General features: G+C 59.1%; 15 protein-coding genes. All 15 read left to right on the top strand.

Annotation, left to right across the window (positions count from 1 at the left end):
- The 15 genes from murB to FJU08_RS03215 all read left to right on the top strand — a co-directional run bounded on the left by murB (position 1) and on the right by FJU08_RS03215 (position 17,685).
- Positions 1-969, top strand: coding sequence for a UDP-N-acetylmuramate dehydrogenase (gene murB, locus FJU08_RS03285; protein ID WP_141147527.1), 969 nt, complete (start codon positions 1-3; stop codon positions 967-969).
- Positions 970-1,316: 347 nt separating this feature from the next.
- Positions 1,317-2,240 carry a D-alanine--D-alanine ligase gene (locus FJU08_RS03280; protein ID WP_141147526.1) on the top strand — a complete coding sequence of 308 codons (924 nt, stop codon included), beginning with the start codon at positions 1,317-1,319 and terminating at the stop codon, positions 2,238-2,240.
- Entirely contained in the window at positions 2,237-3,154 is a 918-nt protein-coding gene (locus FJU08_RS03275) for a cell division protein FtsQ/DivIB (protein ID WP_181409729.1), read from the top strand. The genes FJU08_RS03280 and FJU08_RS03275 overlap by 4 nt, the downstream gene beginning before the upstream one ends.
- Positions 3,151-4,479 (top strand): cell division protein FtsA, encoded by a 1,329-nt coding sequence (gene ftsA / locus FJU08_RS03270; RefSeq protein WP_141147524.1) that lies wholly within the window; start codon positions 3,151-3,153, stop codon positions 4,477-4,479. Before FJU08_RS03275 ends, ftsA begins: the two co-directional genes overlap by 4 nt.
- A 58-nt stretch (positions 4,480-4,537) precedes the next feature.
- Positions 4,538-6,208, top strand: a complete 1,671-nt coding sequence (ftsZ, locus tag FJU08_RS03265; protein ID WP_141147523.1) for a cell division protein FtsZ — start codon at positions 4,538-4,540, stop codon at positions 6,206-6,208.
- Positions 6,209-6,517: 309 nt separating this feature from the next.
- On the top strand, positions 6,518-7,456 hold the full coding sequence (lpxC, locus tag FJU08_RS03260; protein ID WP_141147522.1) for a UDP-3-O-acyl-N-acetylglucosamine deacetylase: 939 nt from the start codon (positions 6,518-6,520) through the stop codon (positions 7,454-7,456).
- A gap of 213 nt (positions 7,457-7,669) precedes the next feature.
- Positions 7,670-8,521 carry an outer membrane protein assembly factor BamD gene (locus tag FJU08_RS03255; protein WP_141147521.1) on the top strand — a complete coding sequence of 284 codons (852 nt, stop codon included), beginning with the start codon at positions 7,670-7,672 and terminating at the stop codon, positions 8,519-8,521.
- A 37-nt stretch (positions 8,522-8,558) separates the two neighbouring features.
- Positions 8,559-10,232, top strand: a complete 1,674-nt coding sequence (recN, locus tag FJU08_RS03250) for a DNA repair protein RecN (protein WP_141147520.1) — start codon at positions 8,559-8,561, stop codon at positions 10,230-10,232.
- A 122-nt stretch (positions 10,233-10,354) separates the two neighbouring features.
- Positions 10,355-11,800, top strand: a complete 1,446-nt coding sequence (locus FJU08_RS03245; RefSeq protein WP_141147519.1) for a phospholipase D-like domain-containing protein — start codon at positions 10,355-10,357, stop codon at positions 11,798-11,800.
- A gap of 53 nt (positions 11,801-11,853) precedes the next feature.
- On the top strand, positions 11,854-12,696 hold the full coding sequence (locus FJU08_RS03240) for an endonuclease/exonuclease/phosphatase family protein (RefSeq protein ID WP_141147518.1): 843 nt from the start codon (positions 11,854-11,856) through the stop codon (positions 12,694-12,696).
- A 105-nt stretch (positions 12,697-12,801) separates the two neighbouring features.
- Positions 12,802-14,958, top strand: coding sequence for an NAD-dependent DNA ligase LigA (ligA, locus tag FJU08_RS03235; protein ID WP_141147517.1), 2,157 nt, complete (start codon positions 12,802-12,804; stop codon positions 14,956-14,958).
- Between the two features lie 87 nt (positions 14,959-15,045).
- Complete coding sequence (locus FJU08_RS03230; protein ID WP_141147516.1) at positions 15,046-15,534, top strand: CreA family protein; 489 nt, start codon at positions 15,046-15,048, stop codon at positions 15,532-15,534.
- A 30-nt stretch (positions 15,535-15,564) separates the two neighbouring features.
- On the top strand, positions 15,565-16,047 hold the full coding sequence (locus FJU08_RS03225) for a GFA family protein (protein ID WP_210245177.1): 483 nt from the start codon (positions 15,565-15,567) through the stop codon (positions 16,045-16,047).
- Positions 16,048-16,188: 141 nt separating this feature from the next.
- The gene (locus FJU08_RS03220) at positions 16,189-16,737 is read left to right on the top strand and encodes an SCO family protein (protein ID WP_407943674.1); all 549 of its coding nucleotides are present in this window, start codon (positions 16,189-16,191) and stop codon (positions 16,735-16,737) included.
- A 66-nt stretch (positions 16,738-16,803) separates the two neighbouring features.
- The gene (locus tag FJU08_RS03215) at positions 16,804-17,685 is read left to right on the top strand and encodes a 50S ribosomal protein L11 methyltransferase (protein ID WP_141147513.1); all 882 of its coding nucleotides are present in this window, start codon (positions 16,804-16,806) and stop codon (positions 17,683-17,685) included.
- Positions 17,686-17,689 lie beyond the last annotated feature (4 nt).

Genomic DNA, 17,689 nt, shown 5'->3' with positions numbered 1-17,689 from the left:
ATGCTTGACGGCAAAGCGCTGATCGATCGTCTCGGCCCCGCTGTTTCTGATCTGCGTGGCAAACTGGTTCCCAATGCTCCGATGGACCGCATCACCTGGTTTCGCGCTGGCGGACCGGCCGAACTGCTGTTCCAGCCGCTGGATGAGGATGATCTGAGCACATTTCTCAAGGCGCTTCCCGAGGACGTGCCGCTGACCGTGGTCGGCATGGGCTCCAATCTTCTGGTGCGCGATGGCGGTCTGAAGGGTGTCGTGCTGCGCCTGTCTGCCAAGGGTTTTTCCGCTGTCGAGCGCGTTGGCGACACGGCCATCCGTGTTGGCGCAATCACGCCCGACAAGCATCTGGCTGGCTTTGCCATGGATCAGGGTATTGGCGGCTTTTCATTCTTTTACGGCATTCCCGGTTCCATCGGCGGTGCGCTGAAGATGAATGCCGGTGCCAATGGTGGTGAAACCGCTGCTGCTCTGGTCGAAATATACGGCGTCAATCGCCGGGGCGAGAAGGTGACCATCAAGAAGGCGGACATGCATTACGCCTACCGCCACTCAGAGCCGCCGGAAGACGTCATCTTCACCGGCGCTCTGTTTGAGGGCTATGCGGAAGATCGCGACACCATTCGTGACGAGATGGATGCTGTACGTGAGCATCGTGAAACCGTTCAGCCGGTGCGTGAAAAGACCGGTGGTTCGACCTTCAAGAACCCACCCGACAAATCCGCCTGGGAGCTGATTGATGAGGCCGGATGCCGGGCTCTGATGATCGGCGGTGCCCAGATGTCGCCGATGCACTGCAATTTCATGATCAATCTCGGTCATGCCTCGGCCTATGATCTCGAATATCTCGGCGAGAGCGTGCGTGAAGAGGTCTATCGCCATTCCGGCATTCTGCTTGAATGGGAGATCAAGCGGATCGGTGATTTCCTGCCCGGCCGGAAGGTTGAGGCATTCGGTCCCGACAAGCTTGTCTGAGGCGTGATCCGGTCCGGCGGCATGCATGCGCTAACATGTTGAAAACGTGCATGCCTGTCGCTGTATGCCATCTTCGGCGTCATGCCGCATCAGCGAAATATTAAACTTTTTTTTCATGTCTCCATATCACCCGTACGGGTGGGGCGAAAGCCATATGGCGCCGGGCATTTACCCTTTGAAGGCCGGGCGGAAAACTGTCATCCGGCAAATTGAAGCCGCCGACAGTTAACCAAAGTAAACGCTTCATTAACCATCCTGAGGCACTACTGGTCTCATGAATTTCCTGCTTCGTGCAGGGTGCTGATTTCAGGCAGCGGAGATACCGTTGCATGGGCTTGGGGATGGGCATGAACGCCTTGCATGTTGCAGTCTTGATGGGCGGATTTTCCTCGGAACGGCCGGTGAGCCTTTCCTCGGGAAAGGCCTGCGCCGATGCGCTGGAGGCGGAAGGTTACCGCGTCAGCCGCATTGACGTTGACCGCAATGTCGCGTCTGTCCTGAGTGAACTGAAGCCCGATGTCGCCTTCAATGCGCTGCATGGTCCCTTTGGCGAGGATGGCCTGGTGCAGGGCATTCTTGAATATCTTGAAATTCCCTACACCCATTCCGGTGTTCTGGCGTCTGCCCTGGCGATGAACAAGGTGCAGAGCAAGCGTATCGTCAAGGCTGCCGGCGTGCCGGTTGCCGAAGATCGCGAGATGATGCGTTTTGATATCGGCTCGGAACACCCGATTCAGCCGCCCTATGTTATCAAGCCGGTAAATGAAGGGTCGTCCTTTGGTGTGCTGATTGTGCCGGAAGATCAGGAAACTGTTCCGCAATCCGTGACCGCATCTGACTGGCCCTATGGCGATCGCATCATGGTGGAGCGCTATGTCGCTGGCCGTGAATTCACCTGCGGTGTCATGGGTGATCAGGCCCTCGGAGTTACCGAGATCGTGCCGCAGGGACACAGCTTCTATGATTTCGACGCAAAATACCGTCCAGGCGGGTCAAAACACATTCTTCCCGCCAATCTTAAACCAAATATTTACCAAAAGATTCAAACACTCGCAGTTCAGGCACATAAGGCTATCGGTTGCCGCGGCGTATCCCGTTCGGATTTCCGCTTCGACGAGAGCCAAGGCGATGACGGTCTTATCTGGCTCGAAGTCAACACCCAGCCGGGCATGACGCCGACCTCGCTTGTTCCTGAAATGGCTGCATATGCAGGCCACTCATTTGGTTCGTTTCTTCGATGGATGGTGGAGGACGCTTCGTGTTCGCGATGACCGGCAAACAAGGCGGATATGACCGCACGGAACGCTCTGCGGCGCCCGATGGCGCCCGGTCGTTGCCGCGTCCGGCACGCCGTATTGCGCGCTCGCTGTCGAACCTTGCAACTGGCCGCACACCCGTTCCGCGCCATCTCGGCAGCGTCGTTGCCGTGGTGTTTTTTGCAGCCTGCGGTGTCAACGCGGTAATGGTTGCCGGCAATGGCGACCAGTTGTCACGCGCTGCCATCGAGCTTACGGGCTTTTCGATCAACGACATTCAGATATCCGGCAATGCTGAAACCTCGGAAATTGCCGTGCTGCAGAGCCTCGATCTCGATACGTCGATTTCGCTGCATGGCCTGAATATCGATCGCGCCCGTGGGCAGCTGCTTAATCTTCCCTGGGTTGCCGATGCCGATATCCGCAAGATCTATCCGGCCACGCTGAAGATCACGCTCAAGGAGCGCAAGCCCTATGCGCTGTGGCAGCAGGAAGACGGCAGCCTGCTGATGATCGAGGAAAGCGGCAATGTCATCGGCGCGCTCACCGAGCCGAAATTCCGGCGCCTGCCGCTGGTTCTGGGGCAGGGCGCCAATCTGGCGGCGAAGGATCTCGACAGCCTTCTTTCCGGCTGGCCGGAGCTTGCGAGCCGGGTTCGTGCCTATAAGCGCATTGATGGCCGTCGCTGGGATATCTATCTCGACAACGGCATGATCGTGAAAATGCCGGAGACGGGAGAAGATGCGGCGGTCGCAAGGCTCAAATCGCTGGAAGAGACCCGTCAGATTCTCGAGCGCGAGATCGCCGCGATTGATCTGCGCCTTGATGACCGGATTGCCATTCAGCTGACGCCGGACGCGCTGGAGCGTCGCGACGCCGAGGTTGAGCAGCTCAAGAAAAGCTTCAAGAACAAGGGAGTGCGTCTATGAGCTTGTTCGGCTCCTCTCAATCGGGTCTGCCACGTGTTCGCGCGCCGTCGTCGAAGCGTACCCATATTGTCAGCGTGCTGGATATCGGCTCCTCCAAGGTGGTCTGCATGATCGCCCGGCTGACCCCGCGCGGCGAGAGCAAGGTTCTTCCCGGCCGCACCCATGCAATCGAGGTGATCGGTATCGGTCACCAGCGTTCAGCCGGTATCAAGAACGGCGTTATCGTCGATCTGGATGCAGCAGAACATGTCATCCGTCTTTCGGTTGATGCGGCCGAGCGGATGGCGGGGCTCACGGTTGACAGCCTGATCGTCAATGTTTCGGCCGGGCGGCTGACCAGCGATACCTATTCAGCGACCATTGATCTCGGTGGTCAGGACGTGGATTCGTCGGATCTGAAACGGGTTCTGTCGGCGGTTTCGCGCCGCTCGATGAGCGATGAGCGTCAGGTTCTGCATTCCATGCCGACAGGCTTCACGCTTGACGGTGAACGCGGCATCCGCGATCCGCTCGGCATGTATGGCGAGGCACTCGGCGTTGATCTTCACGTCGTGTCGGCCGAGCGTCTGGCGCTGCGCAATCTCGAGCTTTGCATCAACCGTGCGCATCTGTCGGTCGAAAGCATGGTGGCGACGCCCTATGCCAGCGGCCTGGCCGCACTTGTCGACGACGAATTTGAACTTGGCTGTGCGGCGATCGACATGGGATCCGGCACGACGACGATTTCGGTCTTCGCCGAGGGCAAGCTGGTTCATACCGACGCCATCAGCCTTGGCGGACGTCATGTGACGACCGACCTTGCTCGTGGTCTTTCGACCCGGATGGAAGATGCCGAAAGGCTGAAATGCGTTCACGGCTCGGCGATTGCCTCCAGCCTGGACGAGCGCGAACTGATCTCGATCCTGCCGATCGGCGAGGATGAACGTGACCAGCCGCGCCAGCTTTCCAAGGCTCTCGTCTCTCGCATCGTCAAGGCGCGCGTCGAAGAGACACTGGAACTGATTCGCGATCGCATCCAGCTTTCGGGGCTTTCCTCGGTGGTTGGCAAGCGTGTCGTGCTCACAGGCGGGGCGAGCCAGCTCATCGGGCTTGGCGAACTGGCCCGGCGGATCCTGAGCCGCAATGTCCGGATCGGTCGCCCCATGGGCGTCGCCGGATTGCCCCCGGCGGCCAAGGGACCGGCATTTTCGACCGCAGTCGGACTGCTGATCTATCCGCAGGTGGCGGAGAATGAATTCTACGGCAGGGACCAGCGTGGTTTTGCCGTATCGGGAGGCGGCGGACGACTCGCCCGGGTCGGCCAATGGCTCAGGGAAAGCTTTTAACGAACACAAGGAATTGGCCGACTTGGCGGTGCGGCCGTAGCGAGAAGGAACGGTAAACATGACAATCACGCTTCAAAAGCCAGATATTACCGAGCTGAAGCCTCGGATCACTGTTTTCGGCGTCGGTGGCGGCGGCGGTAACGCCGTGAACAACATGATCACGGCTGGTCTGCAGGGTGTCGACTTCGTTGTCGCAAACACCGATGCCCAGGCACTGACCATGACCAAGGCCGAACGCGTCATCCAGCTGGGTGTCGGCGTTACCGAAGGTCTTGGCGCCGGTTCGCAGCCCGAAGTCGGTCGCGCAGCGGCCGAAGAATGCATCGATGAAATCATCGATCACCTGAACGGTACGCATATGTGCTTCGTCACCGCCGGTATGGGCGGTGGTACCGGCACGGGTGCCGCCCCGATCGTTGCCCAGGCCGCGCGCAACAAGGGCATTCTGACGGTCGGTGTTGTCACCAAGCCGTTCCAGTTCGAAGGCGCACGTCGCATGCGGCTCGCCAATTCCGGTATCGAGGAGCTGCAGAAGTCCGTCGATACGCTGATCGTCATTCCGAACCAGAATCTGTTCCGGATCGCCAATGACAAGACCACCTTTGCCGATGCCTTTGCCATGGCAGACCAGGTGCTCTATTCGGGCGTTGCCTGCATCACTGACCTGATGGTCAAGGAAGGCCTGATCAATCTCGACTTCGCTGACGTGCGTTCGGTGATGCGCGAAATGGGCCGCGCCATGATGGGCACGGGTGAAGCTTCCGGCGAAGGCCGTGCAATGCAGGCCGCGGAAGCCGCAATCGCCAATCCGCTGCTGGATGAAACCTCCATGCGCGGCGCGCAGGGCCTCTTGATCTCCATCACCGGTGGTCGCGACCTGACCTTGTTCGAAGTCGATGAGGCTGCAACGCGTATTCGCGAAGAAGTCGATCCGGATGCCAACATCATCCTCGGCGCGACCTTCGATGAAGATCTGGAAGGCATCATTCGCGTTTCCGTCGTCGCCACCGGCATCGACCGCGCCGGCGCCGAATCGGATTCCGATGGTCCGGAAACCCGTCGCGAGACCCGCCCGGAAATCCGTTCCAGCAACGCCGCCCCGATGGCCGCCCCGGTTGCAGCAGCTCCGCAGCCGCGTCACGATCCGATCGCTGACACGATCCGCTCGGCTGAAGTCGAAATGGAACGCGAACTGCAGATGGCCGTAAACCGTGCACCGCAGGCCCAGCCGCAGCAGATGCAACCGCGTCAGGATGCTTTTACCCCGAAGAGCCAGCTTTTCGGTAGTGAAGCCCCCCGCCAGGCCGCTCCGCAGCCGCAGCCGGCCATGGCCCGCCCGCAGGTCAATGTTCAGCAGGCACCTGTCCAGCAGCAGCCGGTTCAGCCGCAGCCGATGCATCAGGAACCCGTTCAGGCCCGCCGTATGCCGGAAGTCACCGATTTTCCGCCGATGGTTCAGGCCGAGATGGATCACCGCGTCCAGGCGGAACGTCGTGTCGAACATGAAGAGCGTGGCCCCAAGGCCCTGTTCAAGAAGATCAGCCACTCGCTTGGCCGTACCGAAGAAAGCTACGACAACAGCCCGGCACAACCCGCTCCTGCGCCGCAGCATAACCCCTATGCACCGCGTCGGGCCGAGCCGCAGCAGGCAGCCCCTCAGCAGCCGCGTGTACGCCAGGATGACGACCAGTTCGACATCCCCGCTTTCCTGCGCCGCCAGGCAAACTGAACAAGAGGGATCGTGAAGAAAAACCGCCTATAACGTTTCTTCTCCCGATGAAAAGGCCCGGCTGCATATCCGCAGCCGGGCCTTTTACGACTTTCGTAACAAAGCGAAAGAAACAGTGATTTGGTTTGTCCGTGTCTTATCCGTAAAAAGCAATCAACGAAGCGCTGTTGCGACTCGGGCAGACATGTGCGTTTGCGATGTAAAACGATTGTTTTTGCAGAACATGACCGCACAGGTGATCTTTCGGAGGTTCTCCCGGACATCTCCGGCAGCAGTTTACAGGTAGATTGAGTTTTAAGGGTTTTGAAAATGCCGACAGCTTTTGTGGGACAGCAGACGACGATCACGCATAGCATGCGCGTGGAAGGTATTGGTGTTCATTCCGGAAAGCCTGTTGCGATCACGTTTCATCCCTCTGTTGCTGGTGCCGGTATTGTTTTTGAACGTCTGCGCGACGGCCGCGTCATCAGTTCTTATGAAGCCATTTCCGAAAATGTCGGTCCCACAGATCTTTGCACCGTTCTGGGCAATCGCCCGGATGAATGGATTGCGACGATTGAACATGTGATGGCTGCCGTCTACGCGCTCGGTGTCGACAATCTTCGCATCGCCGTCGAAGGTGGTGAAATGCCGATCATGGATGGCAGTTCGCGCGTTTTCGTCAATGCGCTGAAGGATGCCGGTATCGTCAAGCTGGCTGAACGTCGTGGCTATATTCGCGTTCTGAAGACCGTTCGCGTCGAGAAGGGCGCTGGCTGGGCTGAGTTCAGCCCCTATGACGGCATGCATTTTGATGTCGAAATCGATTTTGATTCGCCGGCAATCGGCCGGCAGTCCTGGCGGGGCGATGTAACGCCGGAGACTTTCCGTCGGGAGCTTTCCTGCGCGCGGACTTTCGGCTTCATGCGTGACGTTGAGCCGATGTGGGCTCAGGGGTTTGCCCTTGGTTCCTCGCTTGAGAATTCGGTTGTCATTTCGGATGATGAAAAGGTCATCAATCCGGAAGGCCTGCGCTTCGTTGATGAATTCGTGCGTCACAAGACGCTTGATGCCGTTGGTGATCTGGCCATGATGGGCAGCCGCTTTGCCGGTGCCTTCCGCTCCTATCGTGGCGGACACAAGCTTAATGCCATGGCTGTGCGCGCCCTTCTGGAAACGCCTGGTGCCTGCGTCTTCGTTGCGCCGGAAGTCGGCGGGCTCAAGGAGCGTCATTCCATTCAGCTCGTTGCGGCGGCTTCGCTTTCCTGATCTGATCCGTCAGCAGTTTCGTCAAATTTTCATAAGGTTGTCTTCTTTGGCCTTTGACAACTGTTGCGCGTATAGTTTAGTAACAAAACTATAGCGTCCGGCCACAAAAATGTTCGTTTTTGCCCGCACCACGTTGCTCTCACCCGTGGTATATGCGTAAAACGGCAGCAGTAGGCAGAGGCGCTTCGTCTCGGGCGCGGACAGGGCATAGGAATGATTCTTTCGAAAAGCAGAACGCTCATCTCGACGCTGCGCGCAGCAGCAATTCCGACAGCGGTCATTCTTGGGGTTGGTTTGACCTTGGGAAGCTGCTCGAAAGACAAGGATGTCGATATCACCACCCTGCAATATGAGGGTGACTCGCCTCAGAAGCTCTATGACGAGGCGCTGGCCAATATTCAGGCCGGCAATACCAGGGAAGCGCTTCGCAAATTCGCCGCGATCGAGCAGCAGGCACCGCTTTCCGATCAGGCGCGCCAGGCGATGGTGATGGAAACTTTCCTGCAATATCGCATCGGCAAGTTTGATGCGGCCATTACGGTGGGCCAGAAATACCTGAAGACCTATCCGAACTCCAAGGATCTTCCCTATGTGGAGTTCATGGTCGGCATGTCCTATGCGAAAAAGATCGCCAATGTGACACAGGATCAATCTGCGGCGGAGAGCACCATCAATGCGATGGAGCAGCTGATCGATGAGTTTCCTGATTCGGAATATGTTGATCAGGCCCGCGAGCAGATCCGATTCGCCCGCGATCAGCTGGCTGGCAAGGAAATGCAGGTCGGCCGCTACTATCTTGAGCGCAAGGACTATGTCGCGGCGATTTCCCGCTTCAATGTCGTGGTTGACAAATATTCTGACACCAACCAGATCGAGGAAGCGCTTGAGCGTCTCGTCGAAGCCTATTATGCAATGGGTGTCATTCCCGAGGCGCAGAATGCAGCCTGGGTTCTGGGTCACAATTATCCGGACAGTCCCTGGTATCAGCGTGCCTACAAGCTGCTAAACTCCAAGGGGATCGAGCCGAAAGCCAAGGCAACGGCAGCGCCAGCGACGAAGAGCTGAGCCCGCTGCCTCTGCCCTTCATGCGGAGCGCATAGGGATGCTCGTCCAGCTTACCATCCGTGATATCGTCCTGATTGACCGCCTTGAGCTTGATCTCGAGGGCGGTCTTTCGGTGTTGACGGGGGAAACCGGCGCGGGCAAATCCATCCTGCTCGATAGCCTGTCGCTGGCTCTTGGTGCGCGCGGTGATGGCGGGCTGGTCCGCCACGGGCAGGATCAGGGGCAGGTGATTGCCGTCTTTGATGTGCCGCCCGGCCATCCGGTTCGCAGCTTCCTGCGCGAGAACGAGCTGGATGATGATGGCGATCTGATCTTCCGGCGAATGCAGTCGGCCGATGGCCGCACCCGCGCCTATATCAACGATCAGACGGTCAGTGTTCAACTGATGCGCCAGGCCGGCCATATGCTGGTGGAAATTCATGGACAGCACGACGAGCGTGCCCTGATCGATACCGATGGCCATCGCCGCCTTCTGGACGCTTTCGGCATGCTCGGCGAAGAGGCAGAAGCGCTTTCGGGTCTCTATCGCGGATGGCGTGATGTCGAGCGGCGGCTGAAGCAGCACCGCGCGCGGGTGGAAGAGGCCGCCCGCGAGGCCGATTATCTCCGATCCTCCGTTGAGGAATTGCAGGCCCTGTCGCCGGTGGATGGTGAAGAGGAGGAACTGGCGGAGCGCCGCGCGACGATGATGAAGTCGGAGCGGATCGCCGGTGATATTTCCGAGGCGTTGGAATTCCTGAATGGCAACGGCTCTCCTGTTCCAATGATCGCCTCTTTGGTGCGCCGGCTGGAGCGCAAGTCGCATGAGGTGCCGGGGCTGCTGGAGACCTCGGTCAATCTGCTGGACAGCGCGCTTGAGCATCTGTCCAATGCGCAGATGGAGGTCGAGGCAGCGCTGGAAAGGACCGCCTTTGATCCGAAAGTGCTGGAGCAGGTGGAGGAACGCCTTTTCGCGCTGCGCGGCGCATCGCGGAAATATAACGTGGCAGTGGCGGAATTACCGGCACTCGCCGCAAATATGGTCGCCGCACTTGAGGATCTCGATCAGGGCGAAGCGCGCCTTGTCGCTCTTGATGCGGAGCTTGAGGTGGCGCGCAGTACCTATTTTGCCGCTGCGGAAAAGCTTTCGGCAAAGCGGCGCGCGGCCGGTGACCAGCTTGCCGCGGCGGTTATGGCGGAACTGCCTGCACTGAAGCTCGAACGCGCACGCTTTATGGTCTCGATCGAAAGTGATGCGGAGCGGGCGAGCGCCGAGGGCATTGATACGGTTTCCTTCGAAGTGCAGACCAATCCCGGCTCGCGCGCCGGGCCGATCATGAAGGTTGCCTCGGGGGGTGAACTTTCGCGCTTCCTGCTGGCATTGAAGGTGGCGCTTACCGACAAGGGCTCGGCACCGACGCTGGTGTTTGATGAAATCGATACAGGCGTTGGCGGCGCAGTGGCCGATGCAATCGGCCAGCGGCTGAAACGGCTGTCGAAAAAGGTGCAGGTGCTTTCCGTCACCCACGCCCCGCAAGTGGCGGCCCGTGCCCACGGGCATTTCCTTATCTCCAAGGGCATGACCAAGGATGGCCATGACGCCGTGGTGACGCGGGTTGAAATTATCGGGCCGGATGCGCGCCAGGAAGAAATCGCCCGCATGCTCGCCGGCGCCCGCATAACCGAAGAAGCACGGGCCGCTGCGGCCAAATTGCTTTCGGATGACGCCTGACGGGTGAAACTTCCGGGGATGGTGAATTTTCGTTCCGCGCGAGGGATTACGCTTTCACAACAATTGGGTTAGCCTTTGGTTTCGGCTGAATATGTCCCGCATTGCCCTGAAAGCGTTTTTCAATGCATGATTTTCTTGTCCATTACTGGCCTCATATCCTGGCGCTCCTGTCTTTCATCTTTGGTGCGACGGCGGCAATCCACGCTGCCATGACCAAGGATGAGGTGCGCGCTGCTATCGGCTGGGTCGGGGTGATCATGCTGTCACCGATCCTAGGTGCGTTCATCTACGCCGTCGCCGGCATCAACCGGATGCGGCGCGCTTCCATTACCGATAGGCGCAGTGACCTGCGCGACGAGATCAGTCGTGAGGAAGAGCTTCACGGCGTCTGCACCGCCGACATCATGTCTGGCTTCGGGCGGCGTATGGTGGCGATGTGGCGGCTCGGGACGAAGGTTGCCGGCGTTCCGGCGACGGAATGCAATCATGTCCGGATGCTTTCCTCCGGCGACGAAGCCTATGCCGCGATGATTGCGGCGATCGAGAAGGCCGAGCGCTCGATCCTGCTGGAAACCTATATCTTCGATTCCGACAGTATCGGCCGCAAATTCGTCGATGCGCTGGCCGATGCGGTCAAGCGCGGGGTTGAGGTCCGGGTGCTGGTGGATTCGGTTGGGGCGCGCTATTCGCGTCCCTCGATTGTCGGCCTGCTGCGCGAGCGCAATGTCCGCACGGCCACCTTCAACGGCGCGGTGCTGCTGCGCATGCGGCTGCCCTATGCCAATCTGCGGACGCACCGCAAGATCCTCGTCATCGATGGCGGCATTGCCTTTGCCGGCGGCATGAATATCCGCGAGGCCTTCACCGGTCCCGACGCCGCCCATGATACGCATTTCCGTCTGGAAGGCCCGGCTGTGGCGGATTATTTCGCGGTGACGGCGGAGGACTGGTTCTCCGAGACCAAGGAGCTTCTTTCCGGGGATGCATGGCGCGTTGTCGACAACCATCCGGAGGGCAGGGGCGTGATTGCCCGTGTCGTGCCGTCGGGGCCGGACCGCAATGTCGGCAATAACAACAAGATGATCATCGGGGCCTTGTCGGTGGCAGAAGAGACGGTGATGATCATGTCACCCTATTTCCTGCCAGATCGTGATCTGGTTTCCGCGCTTGCAACCGCGGCGCGGCGCGGCGTCGTCGTCGATATCGTTGTGCCGGACGACAACAATCTGAAGATGGTTGATCATGCGATGACGGCGCAGTTTGACGAGATCATTCGCGATGGCAGCCGGATCTGGCGTGACCTCGGGCCTTTCAACCACTCCAAGCTGATGACGGTTGACGGAAAATGGTCCTATCTCGGTTCGACCAATATGGATTCGCGTTCACTGCGACTGAATTTCGAGACGGATCTCGAAGTGTTTGATGAAGCCTTTGCCGCTGATATCGCCAGCCGCATCACGGCCGCGCGCGAGCGCGCCCGCCAGGTGACGCGTGAGATGCTGGCAAGCCGTCATTATTTGCGTAAATTGCGCGATCGCCTGTTGTGGCTGGGGCTGCCCTATCTTTAATATTGCGGGACAATAACCGCGATTTTAAAAATATCTGAGCCTCGGCAAAAGCGATGAAAACAAAGAAACCAAGCCTTGCGAATTCGGTAATGCGTTCGGTGCGCGAGAACGGGCATCGTCCGGAACACGCCGTGCGGCTCGAAGGTGAGGGGCTCAGGGTCGCGACCTACAATGTTCACAAATGTGTCGGGACAGATGGAAAATTCGATCCCGACCGGACCTTTCAGGTGATCCGTGAGATCGATCCCGATTTGATAGCGCTGCAGGAGGCCGATACCCGGTTCGGCGAGCGGACCGGCCTTCTGGATCTGAGACGGATCGAGGTAGAGACCGGCCTTGTCGCCGTGCCGGTGCGCGCCAGCGCCAAGGCGCATGGCTGGCATGGCAATCTGGTGCTGGTGCGTGATGGCGCGGTGCGCGATATCCTGCGCGAAACGCTTCCCGGACTTGAACCGCGTGGCGCATTATTGACCGAGATCCTTCTCAACAGCGGGGTCTCGCTCAGGATTGTTGCCGTGCATCTGGGGCTGTTGCGCTGGGCTCGGCGCCAGCAGGCCGAACATATCCTGTCGCTCATCAACCGGCGTGACGAGGCGGCAACGCTGATCATGGGCGATATGAATGAGTGGCGGCTTGGCAGCGGTTCGGCGCTGACCCGGTTCGAGCGTGCCTTTGGCGATCTGCCGCCGGCGCGTGCAAGCTTTCCTGCGCGCTGGCCGGTCCTGGCGCTGGATCGCATCATTTCCAATCGCAGCGGCATTGTCCGGGATCTTGCCGTGCATGATTCGGCGCTTTCCCGGCTTGCTTCCGATCACCTGCCGCTGACGGCGCTGATTGATACGACGCGACTTGATCCCCAGGCCAAAATCGACACCAGTCTTTCGACGACGGGTTAAGCTTGCCGCAGCCATGGCCAGACGCTAAGACCGCCGATGATATGGTGTTGTTCGCTGCGGAAGGGATTCGTGGCGAACGGGCTTTCTTTTTCAGGGAATGGCAAGATGGGCACGGACAATATCGCGGTCGATGCGCTGACGAAGGAAGAGGCTCAGGTCGAGCTTGAGCGGCTTGCGGCCGAGATTGCCCGCAATGATACGCTTTATCACGGCAAGGACCAGCCGGTTCTGAGCGATGCTGATTATGACGCCTTGAAACGGCGCAATGATGCGATCGAAGCGCGGTTTCCCGATCTGGTGCGTGCTGACAGCCCGTCTCAGCGCGTCGGCGCTGCCCCGTCGGAGACCTTCGCGCAGGTCGTCCACGCCGTGCCAATGCTGTCACTCGACAATGTGTTTTCCGACGAGGACGTGCAGGATTTTGTCGCTTCGGTTTATCGCTTCCTCGGCCAGATGCCGGATCAGTCGATTGCCTTTACCGCCGAACCGAAGATTGACGGCCTGTCGATGTCACTGCGCTATGAGAACCGGGTGCTAGTTTCCGGTGCGACGCGCGGTGACGGTACGACCGGCGAAAATGTCACCGCCAATGTTCGCACCATTGCCGAGATTCCCGACCGGCTGCCCGAAGATGCGCCGGATGTGGTCGAGGTGCGCGGCGAAATCTACATGGCGAAAAGCGATTTTGCCGCGCTGAACGAGATGCTGGCGGCAGATGGCAAGCAGACCTATGTGAACCCGCGCAACACCGCCTCCGGTTCTCTGCGCCAGCTGGACGCAAAGGTGACGGAACGGCGAAAGCTGAAATTCTTCGCCTATGCCTGGGGCGAAATGTCGGCGATGCCGGCGGATACGCAGACCGGCATGGTCGAGACATTCAAAAGCTGGGGCTTTCCGATCAATCCGCTGACCCGGCGGCTTGCAAGTGTCGAGGCGCTGCTGGATCACTACCGCGAAATCGGCGTCGTTCGCGGCGATCTCGATTATGATATTGATGGCGTCGTCTACAAGGTCGATCGGCTTGATCTGCAGCAGCGACTGGGGTTCCGCTCGCGCAGTCCGCGCTGGGCAACGGCCCACAAATTCCCGGCCGAGCAGGCGATCACGCGGCTGACCGGTATCGATATCCAGGTGGGGAGAACCGGTGCGCTGACGCCGGTTGCGCGGCTGGAGCCGGTGACGGTTGGCGGCGTGGTGGTGACCAATGCGACGCTGCATAATGAGGATTATATTCTCGGCAAGGGCGGCAATGGCGAGCCGATCCGCGACGGGCGCGATATTCGCATCGGCGATTATGTCATCGTTCAGCGCGCTGGCGATGTCATACCGCAGATTGTCGACATCCTGCCGGAAAAGCGGCCTGAGGATGCAAAGGCCTTCGAATTCCCGACAGTGTGTCCGGTCTGCGGTTCGCATGCGGTGCGTGACGTCAATGAAAAGACCGGCAAGCTCGATGCCGTGCGTCGCTGCACCGGCGGCTTTGTCTGCCGTGCCCAGGCCGTGGAGCATCTGAAGCATTTCGTCTCCCGCAATGCCTTTGATATCGAAGGGCTTGGTACGAAGCAGGTCGATTTCTTCTTCGAGCAGGAGGATGAAAAGCTTTTTATCCGCACGGCGCCAGAGATTTTCACGCTGGAACGGCGCCAGCAGGAAAGCACGCTGACAAAGCTGGAGAATTTCAACGGCTGGGGCAAGACCTCGGTGACCAATCTCTACGCCTCCATCAATGCGCGGCGTGAAATCGCTCTTCACCGCTTCATCTTCGCGCTCGGTATCCGCCATGTCGGCGAGACGACGGCCAAGCTTCTGGCGCGCTCCTATGTCAGCTATCAGCATTTCTTCACGGCGATGACCGAGGCCTCGGCGGAAACCGGAGACGCCTGGGATGAGCTGAACAATATCGATGGCATTGGCGTTGTGGTTGCAAAGGCGCTGACCGACTTTTTTGGCGAGGAGCGCAATCTCGATGTGATTGGCGAGCTTCTCAAAGAGGTGACGCCGCTTGATGATGCGCACAAGGTCGATGACAGCAGCCCGGTTGCGGGCAAGACGGTGGTCTTTACCGGCTCACTGGAAAAGATGACCCGCGACGAGGCCAAGGCACGGGCCGAGAGCCTCGGCGCCAAGGTGGCGGGCTCGGTGTCGAAGAAAACCGATATCGTCGTGGCCGGGCCGGGGGCGGGCTCCAAGCTCGCCAAGGCGCAGCAACTCGGCATCACCACCATGGACGAGGATGAATGGCTGGCGCTGATCGGCGGTTGATACGGCCTGACCTGTTGGCCAGTCGCCTTGTTTCGTTCTGGAGCCTTCCTATCTTCCGGTAAGGCCTGATCACGACCGGAGGACGAAATGCAGCGGCAGATGATTTCAGTTTTGGCAGGGGCGACGCTTCTGGCTGCGGCGGGAAATGTGCTTGCCGATGAGGTCGGACGTGTCGGTGTTGACTGGGTCGGCAATGACATTGTCATCGAGGCTCTGCATGATCCCGAGGTTGAGGGCGTAACCTGCCATATCGCCTATTTCGACCGGTCGATGTTTGACCGGCTGTCGAATGGCAACTGGTTTGAGGACCCGTCCAATTCCTCGATTGCCTGCCGCCAGACCGGCCCGATCACCATTGGCGATATCGATCTCGGCGAGGATGGCGAAGAAGTTTTCAAGCAAGGCCGGTCGCTGATTTTCAAGAAACTGGTCATCAACCGCATTTTCGACAGGGAAAACGATACGCTGATCTATCTCGCGCATTCGCGTGAGGTGGCCGAGGGCTCCGCCAAGATGTCGCTGTCGACGGTACCGCTTTACGATCAGAGCGTAAGCTGGAAGAACGGTGCTCCATGACGGTGATATTGGCTCAGAGATCAAAGGAGGATAGTCGTGAGGCTTGAAGGAAGCTGCTCCTGCGGCAAGGTTCGCTTTTCTGCTGAAAGCAGGACGCCTTATCCCTATCAGCGCTGCTATTGCAGCATCTGCCGCAAGACGGGCGGCGGCGGGGGCTATGCCATCAATATCATGGCAGAAGCGGAAAGCCTCGTGATAGAGGGCGGCGAATATAAAAGGCACTTTCATGCCATGACCGATGACGGCGAAAGCCCCGGCGAGCGGCACTTTTGCGGCGCCTGCGGAACATCGCTTTATCTTTGGGACCCGCGCTGGCCGGAACTCGTCCACCCGATGGCATCAGCTGTTGATACCGCGCTGCCGGTGCCGCCGGAAACCGTTCATATCATGCTGGCGCACAAGGCGTCATGGGTCTGCGTGCCTGAAGGGCCGGACCATGTGCATTTCGATGGTTATCCCGCGCTTTCCATTGAGGAATGGCACCGTTCGAAGGGGCTGCTGGAGGAGGGCTAGCACCTGTCCGGTGCGGTGAAGTGTAGCGGTTGCCTGAGCGCGGCGCCCGTTTTATGTTGCGCGCGCTTCAAGCAGGGAAGGGAGCCGGGCGTGAAAACATTCCGAAGGGTATTGTGGGCCTCAGTCATTGTCATCTGTGCATTGATCGGCTTTCTGGTCTGGCAGATCGGAAAAAGCAATCAGGCGATGATGGAGCGGCCTCTGGGCGTCGATTTTGCCCTGACCGATGATACCGGCCAGCCGATTACCGAAGAGGCCTTCCGAGAAAAGCCGACCGCGCTTTTCTTCGGCTTTACCCGTTGCCCGGAAGTCTGCCCGACTACGCTCTATGAGCTGAATGGCTGGCTGCATCAGGTCGACCCAGACGGCGACAAGATCGATGCCTATTGGGTCTCGATCGATCCTGATCGTGATACGCCGGAAATGATGCGGGACTATCTCTCCAATGTCACCGACCGCGTTGTCGGCATCAGCGGCGATCCGGACAAGGTGAGGGCGATGGCGAAGGGTTTCGGCATCTATTTCAAGAAGGTGCCGCTTGATCCCGATGAACCGGATGGCGATTACACCATGGACCACACGGCCTCGGTCTTCCTGCTCAATAATGGCGGCCAGCTTGTCGGCTCTATTGCTTACGGCGAAGACCCCGACATTGCCGTGCAGAAGCTTGAAAATCTGATCAAAGAGTGACAAGACCGCTTTCATGTCCCGAAGTGCTGCCCTTATGCAGCATCGTTTCTATGAAAGAGACCGGCCTTGAACGAGATTCGCCTCTATATCACCACCAATGAAGATGGCGCCGCGCTGATGCTCGATGCCATGTCGGAGTTGCTTGGCGAAAGTGAATATGCCATCGCCACGATGGAAATTGATGAGAAGGCCAATATCTGGGAAGCCTCGCTCTATTGCCCGGCCGACGAGGAAGAGCAGATGCGTCCGCTGATGGAAGGGGCGGTTGCAATCGCATTCGGTGATGGCGCGCTTGCCGTCGCGCTTGAGGTTATCCCGGATATCGACTGGATCGCCAAGTCTCTGGAAGGGTTGAAGCCGGTGCGTGCCGGGCGTTTTCTCGTTCATGGCTCGCATGATCGCGCCATGCGCCGGCCCGGCGAATTCGCGATCGAGATTGATGCCGGGCAGGCTTTCGGAACCGGCCATCACGGCACGACGATCGGCTGTCTGGAAATGATCGATAGGGTGCTTAGGGCGGAAGAGCCACGCAATGCGCTTGATCTTGGCACGGGAACGGGCGTTTTGGCCATGGCCGTGCGGAAGTTGCGCAGGATCCCGGTGCTGGCAACCGATATTGACCCGGTGGCGACGCGGGTCGCGCGCGACAATGCTCGTCTCAACCAGATCACCTCGGGCATTGCCTTTGCCACGGCACCCGGCTTTCATCATCGCGCCTTTGCCGAGCATGGGCCTTTCGATCTCATCATCGCCAATATTCTGGCCCGGCCGCTGATGAAAATGGCGCCTGATGTCGCGCGTCAGCTGACGCCCGGTGGGTCGGTGATCCTGTCGGGGATTCTGGCCGAGCAGCGCCGCAAGGTGCTTGCAGCCTATAACGGCCAGGGCCTGCGCCATGTCAAAACACTATGGCGCAATGGCTGGGTGACATTGCTGCTGAAGGGCTGAGCGC

The sequence above is a fragment of the Martelella alba genome, from assembly GCF_006516955.1.
In the GTDB taxonomy this organism is placed as follows: Bacteria; Pseudomonadota; Alphaproteobacteria; order Rhizobiales; family Rhizobiaceae; genus Martelella; species Martelella alba.
Note: the sequence above shows the minus strand (reverse complement) of the source record. Positions and strands in the feature narration are given on the sequence as shown.

Bases quoted from the DNA above. Each gene is read 5' to 3' on its own strand.
- FJU08_RS03245 (WP_141147519.1), top strand. From the start codon at position 10,355: ATGCATGATTTTCTTGTCCATTACTGGCCTCATATCCTGGCGCTCCTG.
- recN (WP_141147520.1), top strand. From the start codon at position 8,559: ATGCTCGTCCAGCTTACCATCCGTGATATCGTCCTGATTGACCGCCTT.
- FJU08_RS03280 (WP_141147526.1), top strand. From the start codon at position 1,317: ATGAACGCCTTGCATGTTGCAGTCTTGATGGGCGGATTTTCCTCGGAA.
- lpxC (WP_141147522.1), top strand. From the start codon at position 6,518: ATGCCGACAGCTTTTGTGGGACAGCAGACGACGATCACGCATAGCATG.
- ftsZ (WP_141147523.1), top strand. From the start codon at position 4,538: ATGACAATCACGCTTCAAAAGCCAGATATTACCGAGCTGAAGCCTCGG.
- FJU08_RS03275 (WP_181409729.1), top strand. From the start codon at position 2,237: ATGACCGGCAAACAAGGCGGATATGACCGCACGGAACGCTCTGCGGCG.
- ftsA (WP_141147524.1), top strand. From the start codon at position 3,151: ATGAGCTTGTTCGGCTCCTCTCAATCGGGTCTGCCACGTGTTCGCGCG.
- murB (WP_141147527.1), top strand. From the start codon at position 1: ATGCTTGACGGCAAAGCGCTGATCGATCGTCTCGGCCCCGCTGTTTCT.
- FJU08_RS03230 (WP_141147516.1), top strand. From the start codon at position 15,046: ATGCAGCGGCAGATGATTTCAGTTTTGGCAGGGGCGACGCTTCTGGCT.
- ligA (WP_141147517.1), top strand. From the start codon at position 12,802: ATGGGCACGGACAATATCGCGGTCGATGCGCTGACGAAGGAAGAGGCT.
- FJU08_RS03240 (WP_141147518.1), top strand. From the start codon at position 11,854: ATGAAAACAAAGAAACCAAGCCTTGCGAATTCGGTAATGCGTTCGGTG.
- FJU08_RS03255 (WP_141147521.1), top strand. From the start codon at position 7,670: ATGATTCTTTCGAAAAGCAGAACGCTCATCTCGACGCTGCGCGCAGCA.